We start from the raw sequence: 7,699 nt of genomic DNA, 5'->3' as shown, positions 1-7,699 counted from the left end.
CGGCGGACAGCACGACTTCGACAGCACGAGGACCCCGAGACGACATACAAACAGCCTACCAACTTAGAGTCGCCATTTCCGGCGCAGGACACTAGTCGAAGGCATGGATGATCATGTCGAGGATGGCGCGTATCCCACTCCAATCCTGCTCGTCCATGATGTCCGGATTCTCCTGGGCCTTGGCCAGCTTGACCTTGTAGGCCGCTTGGATGTCGCGCTTGTCGATGATCTCGCCCTGGTACTGCTTGCTGCCTTTGCTGTAGCTGTTCCATTGCACAGGGCGGAGCGCACCGTCAGAGCCTATGAGAACGTCTTCACCGAGGTAAAGCTCAATCGAGCCGGCCAGTCCGTTGACATCGGCTGCGGAGATCCGTCCCTCTGGGCCTTGCTCCGTAGGGGGGCCCAGGGTGGGATAGCGGGCGGCCAGCTCAATGGGCGGATATCGGAGCACCTTGATGCTGCTGGGCAGAGAGCTGTCACGATTGAGCGGACGGAGCGCGTCCGCAGCTGCTGTGTCGTTATCGAACAACGCGATGACGGGGTTGGCGACGTGAGCCGCAGCGAAGGCTCGAACCGTCGTGACGAGGGAGCCGGCGCCGCCTTGTGCGTTATTGGCGTAGTTCATGAAGCGCACGAGGTCTGTCAGATGCGGGTAGAGCAGCGCGAGGGCTGGCTCCAGAATCGCCACGTCGCTGCTGCCCTCGGTCAGGACTATCACAGGGGCGTGCGCGGCTGAGGCTTGGTGTACGTGAGCCAATGCGTCGACGCACATGTTGCCCAGCTCACTGTTCTCCCCAACGAGGTCGGGATCGTCCGCGTCCAGGACGAACCTCACTTCGGCGTCCGGGTAGGCCACGAGGAAGGCCTGCAGAGCGAAGCCGGGTTCCGTGTGATCGAGGAGGCGAAGGAACCATGCGAATCCGCCCGGTGTCTGCGGAGGCAGACTGTCCGGACCAGCAGCTACGGCCGCGATCCAATCGTCCGCAGTGCTCGCGTCCAGCAGGGTGCGCTCAGCCTCCTGCCGCCGGCGTTCCTCCTCAAAGAACGAGGGGATGCCCCACGCCAGGCGGCTTCCATCCAGCAGTTCGTCCAGGAAGCTCATCGTTGCGGCCCTGGTGTAACCGAGCAGACTCAGTCGCTCCGAGACGACCCGGCCCGGCCCCTCGAGCGAGTACTCAACCCAGGTGTCGTCGCCAGCGCCTTCCCCGTAGACCTTGCCTGCTGACACACGCCTCGCGCAGAGCATCTCGTCAGTGAAGGCGGCCACGAGTTCGGGTCCCCACCCGTCTCGCAGCCGATGAATCTGATGCCCAGCCACCCAGAGTCCTTCGCCCATGCTCATGCGGCCCATGATCCGTGACAGTTACCTTCGGCGGCAGCAAAATTGGTCAGGTCTCGGCAAGACGACCAGCCCTACCTGCGGCCCCCACGATGCCACTGCGTCACCGTCTCCGGGTCGGGGCAGCCGCTACTGGGCGGTCAGCCAGGAAAGAGTTGGAGCACTTCAAGACCATCCGTCGCCACATCGCCCTCTTCAACACTCAGAGCGAGGCGGGGACGGGTCATCGTGGCTGTCGCGTAGACCTCATTGGCGAGCTCGAAGGGAAGACCCGACCGGGCAACGAGCTCGTCGAAAGAAATGCCTGTCTCCTCGCATAGGCGGACCGCTCTCTCCAGCAGAAGAGGGGCCTCACGAGGGCCAAGGTCGCACGGCTCCGGATCCCCGTTCTGCGAGAGCATCATCATCGCGCGCTTGTATGTTGCATCGCGAAAAGCGCCGAGAGCGTGAGCGCGATAGACGATGGCCTTCAATGATGTTCCCCAACGCCGCTTCAGCGCGTAGAGCGCTTCCCAATCGAGGCGCTGCGGTAGCTCCGCGAGGATCTCCGCACTCGGCATCAAGAACTCCGCCGCAAAGTCGTGCGCCTGATTCTCGACAATCCGGCTACCGGGCTCTGCGTCGAGGTGCATGACCAAGTGCCCAGCCTCGTGTGCGGCGTCGAACCGAGACCGCGCCCTGTCGTTCTTGGCAGGGTTACGGAAGACCATCGGCCTGCTTCCGTACCAGTGCGAAAAGGCGTCCACACGCTCCGACATGGCGGGAAGTTCCAGGACTACCGCACCATGAGCTTCCAGAAGCCGCGTCATGTGGGGAACGGGACCGGTCGGAACTCCCAGCGCGTCGCGAGCATCCCGGGCCACGGCCGCGATGTCGGCCCGGCTGGGCTCCGACGGCAATGCCAGGCGAGGCAGCGCAACAGGAGGCAGCTCCACGTAGTGCTCGATAGTCGTAACCAGCCTCCAGGTGATCTTGCCGAACGCAACAGCCTGGTCACGTTGCAGCTGGGTCGTTGCCCGAAGGCTCCGGAAGTGGGCAGCACTGGGCACCGTCGGCTGCGGGTGCCCGGCAGCGAAGAACGTGGCCGGCACCCCCAATGCCATGGCCAGTTGCGCAACCACCGAAGTCGACGGACGGCTCTGGCCCAGCTCGTACTGACTAACCGCCGCTGGCGTGAGCGCTACCTTCTTGGCGAGCTCGTTCTTGCGGAGTCCTCGAAGGTGACGGGCCGTCGTCAGAGCTTCTGGTTCGAAGGAGCGGGAGGCGAGCTCAGCGCCTCTCGATCCTCGCAGCGGTGTCGGCATGGTTTCTCAGTCTGTCTTCTCGCGCTTTTCACGCGGTTCTTCGGTGCGCCGCCGGAGCGGCAGCTCGTGCTCGTCCAGGTCACTGTAGGCAGGCGCCTTTGATGCCCCCTCGGCAGTACGGGTCTCGTCAGAGCTCGAATCCGGCAGCTTCCGCTCCAGGTCCGCACCGACCTCCTGTGGCAACCCTTCGAGCCCAGCCATGGCATCTGCTGCCGAACGGGGAGCCGGAAGGCCGACTTGGAGATCATTGTGGATCTCGACCGTGCCATCAAGCCAAGGAGACCCGCCTTCGCGGTTGTCTCGTGGGAGACCCACCTCGATGACGCAGTTGCCCGTCTCGGGATCGCCTGTGTGCATGACCCGCACGTGGCCCTGGCGCACAGCATCGGCGAAGCTCTCGGCCCAGTCCGGATCCTGGTCGAAGGCCAACTGTCCTTTTATCGAGCTGTTCGCCACAGCGCCCCTCAGACGTGCAGCGCTGCCGTCCCAGCTCAGTTGCTCCAACTTGTCCCGCACCTTGCCAGGTGCAGTCAGCGGAAACTTGTAGATCCTCACAACCCACGGCCCCGCGACGATCTCGATCGCCCCGCCGGCAACCTTTCGGACGGGAACGCCTGCCTGGTTGAGCCTCTGGAAGGAGAGGTTGGCGATGTTCCGCCAGACCAGTTGGGCAAAGGTGCCGCTGTCATCCCCATGCGAGGGGTCATGACGGTCGGCGTTGGTCGCGTACACATCGCGCGCGACGTCCCGGACGATCTCCAGCGCACGTGCCAGCCGGAGATCACCCACTGCCTGCTGCAGAGTGATTTCCACGCACCGACGATAGCAGGACCCGCCCATTTCTGCGTGAAAATAAAGCAGATGCATCTCGTGCGTGTGGTTTCTCAAGTCGGTGCGCGAACGGGGAGGCCCGTCAAGCAAACCGGACCGCTACCAGCAGGCGGCGGCTGTCACTCCCGGGCCGACATGGATGGCTTCCAACCGCGTGCCGACTTCCCGGAGCAGGTAGGCGAATCGCCACCTGCCCCGCACTCATGGACCCAGAGAGCCAGTGCACTGCGATCACGATGGGGCGCACTGCTGATTGGCGGCGAGCAGCGGGTCCTCCATCACGCCCTCGGGCACCAGCTGCCCCAACAGCTGGGAGCCCGACACAACGGCGTACGGCATGCCGTCGGTGTCGAGCACCAGCAGGGCCGGAAGGTTCCCGTCCACCAGCAACCGCATCGCGTCGACCGCGGGATCGTCGGTGGTCACGTGGGGTACGGCGCGGCGAGATCACGGGCTGGCATGGCGCTTCTCCTGATCGGGTGTGTCGCGCGGAACGGGGACGCGGATCTGCTCTCCGTGGTCGTCGGACGGGATGCCCGCGAGGTCGTCGACAGAGCCGGGCGATGGGGACGTCGGTGCTGCTGTGGGCGATGATCGAGAAGGCGATGCAGACGGCGATGAGGGTGTACGCCTCCTCACGCGATGCGAAGGCCGTCTTCGACTCGGGCGAGACCGCGGCGAGGACCGCACGGGCGGAGAACGCGGCCAGCAGGGGTTAGCGTGCGTCAGGTGGCAGGCGGCGTAGAGGAGGATCCTGGCCGCCAGAGGCAGCAGGAGCTGGAGCTTCGGTTCGGCCCCGAGAAGTCGCAGGCGCACCAGTCCCGCGACCGCGAGCGGCAGCACGACCCCGAGGGCGAGGCCCAGGGCGAGTTCGAGGGATCACGCCCCCACCGACGACTGTGCTGCCCAGAAGTGGGGCCGGCGGCGGCGATCAGGATCAGGGCGACGGGCAAGGCGAGGCCGTCGTTGACCCCGCTCTCGACATTGAGCAGCTGACGCAGCTTCGCCGGGACCTCCTTGCGTCCAGCGATCGCCGAGGCGAACAACGGACGTGCTGTCGCGGCGGCACGGGAAGGGGAGTACCACGGTTTCCTGCCTCAGCCTTCCGACGGCGTCCCGGACGCCGGGCTGACGGCACTTTGGGTACTGCGGGAGGCTGGCCCACAGGCGCGTGAGACGGCGGCTCTCGGCCGGGAGCTCGCGACGCAGCTGCAAGGCCTGTTAGACGACGCGGCCCCCGCCGCTGGGCTGCGGTGCATGCTGAAGGCCGGCCCGACGGCCCGGCTGAACGCCGACCAGGCAGTGGGCGAGCTACGTCTGTTGCTGGCCGACTCTGAGAAGCACGGTCTCCCCAAGCGGTTCGCACAGACCTCGGTCGACCTGCTCCGGGGGCAGGACACCGACCAGACCGCCCTCGCCGCCGAGACGGACTTCGCACGGGACCCCGCCGCGTACCACCGCCTGTTGGCGCAGTTGACGCGGCTCGAACCCTTAGAACCTTCGCGGACCGACTCGCCCCGTGGGACGTGGAGAGGGCACCGACCCCGATGACGGCCCGGCCCGAGCAGGCAGTCGGCCCGTGCCGTCGCCGAGAGGTTCGGACCTGCGGGGACTGTTACGACTTTGATGTCGGCACATTGCCGGGCTTCCAGTACATCGAACCGTAGGAGGCACGCTTGAACAGGGCACGTTCGCATCGGTGCTGGCAGGTACTGCCGCCCTCCTCATCGGTTGGGTCCTCACCGCCACAGCCTCCGACAGGCCGGCTGCTCCTCCACGGCCGCCCTGGGTAAAGGCTGACGGCACCGTGGACCGGACAAAACTCCCCGGCCGGATGCCCGTCATGGGCCCGGACGGCAAGCCGGCCAAAGACGCCAGCGGCAGGCAGATCATCGTGGACATACGACCGCCGGGGAGGCCGACAGGGCAGCAGAACAAGAACGACCCTCCGGGTAGCAACAGGAGGGTCGAGAAGGGTGAGAAGGGCGCGGTCAACGAGATCCTCGCGGTGGAACCCTCCTCTCCCCCCCCCCCCCCGCCGGCAACCCCGCCAGGAGGGCCCCGAGCGAGCGATCGCTCGGGGCCCTCGCCCCGTAGGGGTCAGATCCACCTTGCCGAAGACAGCCGTTGGCGGCCTGTCATCACGCCCGGCCAGGCCGCAGACGCACCCGCGTTCGCCCACGAGATCGCCTTTGAGGACCAGGCCGTTGCGTTTCCGGCCGACGGCGGCCAGACCGGATCCAGAGCCAGAGAGCCGAGCCGGGTCTGCAACAGCAGTCAGCCCCCGGGCCAGCAGGGTGAACACCGGGCGTTGTCGACTACCCACAACGCCCTGCGCCGGCCTGCGCGACAGACCGCCGGCGGGCTACAGCCTCGGACGAGAGCTCGCACCGAGCTGACCGTGGCAGCCGGAGGGTCCAGGAACAAGCGGCTCGCCGTGACGTCCCCCTGCCGGACCATGTCCCCGAACTCCCGCTCCAGGAATCTAACTACTCGTCAGTAGAGTCAGCAAAGGGTCAGCATTCGTCCGACCAGACCTGACCACACCCGGCTCCACATGGGACGCGACGCCAAGATCAAGAACCCTGCCCGGAGACCGCAACGGCGTCCGCCAGACCACGGGAACCGGAAGGAAATGACACCCCCCGTCCGACCCACCCCTGGCAGCATCAGCACAGTTCAGCGCACTCTTCCCCTAGGCTTCAAGCGAGTTGGGGGAAGTTCCGGAGCCGGAAGCGGAGCGCCATCGTAGCCCTTCACCTCGCCGAATCGGGTCCCCTTCATCCAGCCCTCGCGGGCCTGTGCGATATCCTCTTGGGACCGTCCGATCCAGTTCCAGAACATGACGATCTCCTCCTCGAACGGCTCGCCGCCGAGGAGCATCAGGCTCGCGTCCGACGTCGCCCGCAGGGGGAGTTCCGTGCGGCCGCAGCCCAGGTAGAGCATCGAGCCCGGGAGGACCGGGACGCCGTCCACGTGGGCATCGCCCGACATCGACAGGACCGCGTACTCGAAGTCCGGGTCGAGCGGGAGCCTCGTCTCGGTGCCCGCCGCCAGGGTCAGGTCGGCGCCGACGATCGGGCTGTACGCCGTACCGGGCGAGGTGGCCGTGTCCAGGGTGCCGAGGATGACCGTCGCCGTCAGGCCGGGGGCCGTGACCCGCGGGAGGTCGGCGTGGTGCTGGAAGTGCGGTTCCACGTTGCGGTGGGCGTCCGGCAGGGCCACCCAGAGCTGCGCGCCGTGCAGGAGCCGGGCGTGCGGGCGCGGGCTCTCCTCGGAGTGGCTGATGCCCCGGCCGGAGGTCATGAGGCCCAGTTCGCGGGGCCGGATCGTCTCCAGGCTGCCGACGCTGTCGCGGTGCAGCACCTCGCCCTCGTGCAGCCAGCTCACGGTCTGCAGGCCGGAGTGCGGGTGCGGCGCCACCTGCATGCCGGGCTCGTCGGCGATGTCGTCGGGGCCGTAGTGGTCCACGAAGCACCAGGCGCCCACCATGCGGCGGCCGAGGTTCGGCAGCAGGCGTCGGACCTCCGTGGACTCCCCGAGCTTGACCGTGCGCGGGCTGAGGAGCTCGCGCACCGGTTCGGCCACGACGAAACCGCGGCCGCCGCAGGCGGAGAGGGCGGGCTGGCGATCGAGATTGCTCATGCGGACAACCTAGCCGCGCGCGGCGGCCGCGCCGAGCGGAATGTTCTGCGGCACAGGGGTGTTGGAGGCAGCGGACAGACCACCCGACCGGCGGAAGGGACACGATGAACGGGCCGACGACGTACCTCGGGCACGGGACCGCGGCCGAGCGCTGGGAGCGCGCCCGGCTCTTCTTCGACGCGAAGGAGTACGCGACCGCCGCCCGCGTCCTGGAGACCCTGGCGCAGGAGGTCCCCGAGCAGCTGGCGCCCCGGCTGCTCCTGGCCCGTGCCTACTACCACTCCGCCCAGCTCTCGCGCGCCGAGACCGAGCTCCGCGCCGTCCTGGAGCGCTGGCCCGTGGAGGACTACGCACAGCTCATGCTCGGTCGCACGCTGGAGCGGCTCGGCCGGGCCGCCGAGGCCCGTCCGCACCTGCGGATGGCCGCGGCGATGGCGGGCGAGTCGCCCGAGTAGGGGCGCCCCGGACGGGGCTCCGGCCCCGTGGGACGCTGTTGGTTTATTCGGGCCCGTGCGTGACGTCGGCTCCCAAGACCTGGTTGTGGTCTTGGGAGCCGGCGTTGTCGTATGGGGTGGGTGTC

The 7,699-nt window shown here is 67.4% G+C and carries 8 protein-coding genes; 3 read left to right on the top strand and 5 right to left on the bottom strand.

Going from position 1 to position 7,699, the window contains the following annotated elements:
- Positions 1-91 precede the first annotated feature (91 nt).
- From ACFWTC_RS38000 to ACFWTC_RS37985, 4 genes are all read right to left on the bottom strand, one after another.
- Positions 92-1,342: a hypothetical protein gene (locus tag ACFWTC_RS38000; RefSeq protein ID WP_384030571.1), complete on the bottom strand. Its 1,251-nt coding sequence runs from the start codon at positions 1,340-1,342 to the stop codon at positions 92-94.
- A gap of 137 nt (positions 1,343-1,479) precedes the next feature.
- Complete coding sequence (locus ACFWTC_RS37995; RefSeq protein ID WP_384030572.1) at positions 1,480-2,643, bottom strand: helix-turn-helix domain-containing protein; 1,164 nt, start codon at positions 2,641-2,643, stop codon at positions 1,480-1,482.
- A gap of 6 nt (positions 2,644-2,649) precedes the next feature.
- A complete protein-coding gene (locus ACFWTC_RS37990) occupies positions 2,650-3,456 on the bottom strand; it encodes a hypothetical protein (RefSeq protein WP_384030574.1) in 807 nt (268 codons plus the stop codon).
- A 249-nt stretch (positions 3,457-3,705) separates the two neighbouring features.
- A complete protein-coding gene (locus tag ACFWTC_RS37985; RefSeq protein WP_384030575.1) occupies positions 3,706-3,900 on the bottom strand; it encodes a hypothetical protein in 195 nt (64 codons plus the stop codon).
- A gap of 137 nt (positions 3,901-4,037) precedes the next feature.
- Here ACFWTC_RS37985 and ACFWTC_RS37980 point away from each other — a divergent pair, with 137 nt between their 5' ends.
- Both ACFWTC_RS37980 and ACFWTC_RS37975 read left to right on the top strand, forming a co-directional pair.
- On the top strand, positions 4,038-4,193 hold the full coding sequence (locus ACFWTC_RS37980; RefSeq protein ID WP_384030577.1) for a hypothetical protein: 156 nt from the start codon (positions 4,038-4,040) through the stop codon (positions 4,191-4,193).
- 538 nt (positions 4,194-4,731) lie between these two features.
- Complete coding sequence (locus tag ACFWTC_RS37975) at positions 4,732-5,025, top strand: hypothetical protein (protein ID WP_384030579.1); 294 nt, start codon at positions 4,732-4,734, stop codon at positions 5,023-5,025.
- Between the two features lie 1,128 nt (positions 5,026-6,153).
- Here the strand turns inward: ACFWTC_RS37975 and ACFWTC_RS37970 are convergent.
- Positions 6,154-7,119 (bottom strand): pirin family protein, encoded by a 966-nt coding sequence (locus ACFWTC_RS37970; RefSeq protein WP_384030696.1) that lies wholly within the window; start codon positions 7,117-7,119, stop codon positions 6,154-6,156.
- A 104-nt stretch (positions 7,120-7,223) separates the two neighbouring features.
- On the opposite strand from ACFWTC_RS37970, the gene ACFWTC_RS37965 reads away from it, so the two are divergent.
- A complete protein-coding gene (locus ACFWTC_RS37965; protein ID WP_383921531.1) occupies positions 7,224-7,574 on the top strand; it encodes a tetratricopeptide repeat protein in 351 nt (116 codons plus the stop codon).
- Positions 7,575-7,699: the final 125 nt, after the last annotated feature.

Source organism: Streptomyces sp. NPDC058619, from assembly GCF_042717785.1.
Taxonomy (GTDB): domain Bacteria; phylum Actinomycetota; class Actinomycetes; order Streptomycetales; family Streptomycetaceae; genus Streptomyces.
The sequence above is the reverse complement of the archived record's forward strand: the minus strand, read 5'-3'. Positions and strand labels throughout refer to the sequence as shown.

Bases quoted from the DNA above. Each gene is read 5' to 3' on its own strand.
- ACFWTC_RS37995 (WP_384030572.1), bottom strand. From the start codon at position 2,643: ATGCCGACACCGCTGCGAGGATCGAGAGGCGCTGAGCTCGCCTCCCGC.
- ACFWTC_RS37965 (WP_383921531.1), top strand. From the start codon at position 7,224: ATGAACGGGCCGACGACGTACCTCGGGCACGGGACCGCGGCCGAGCGC.
- ACFWTC_RS37975 (WP_384030579.1), top strand. From the start codon at position 4,732: ATGCTGAAGGCCGGCCCGACGGCCCGGCTGAACGCCGACCAGGCAGTG.
- ACFWTC_RS38000 (WP_384030571.1), bottom strand. From the start codon at position 1,342: ATGAGCATGGGCGAAGGACTCTGGGTGGCTGGGCATCAGATTCATCGG.
- ACFWTC_RS37980 (WP_384030577.1), top strand. From the start codon at position 4,038: ATGGGGACGTCGGTGCTGCTGTGGGCGATGATCGAGAAGGCGATGCAG.
- ACFWTC_RS37970 (WP_384030696.1), bottom strand. From the start codon at position 7,119: ATGAGCAATCTCGATCGCCAGCCCGCCCTCTCCGCCTGCGGCGGCCGC.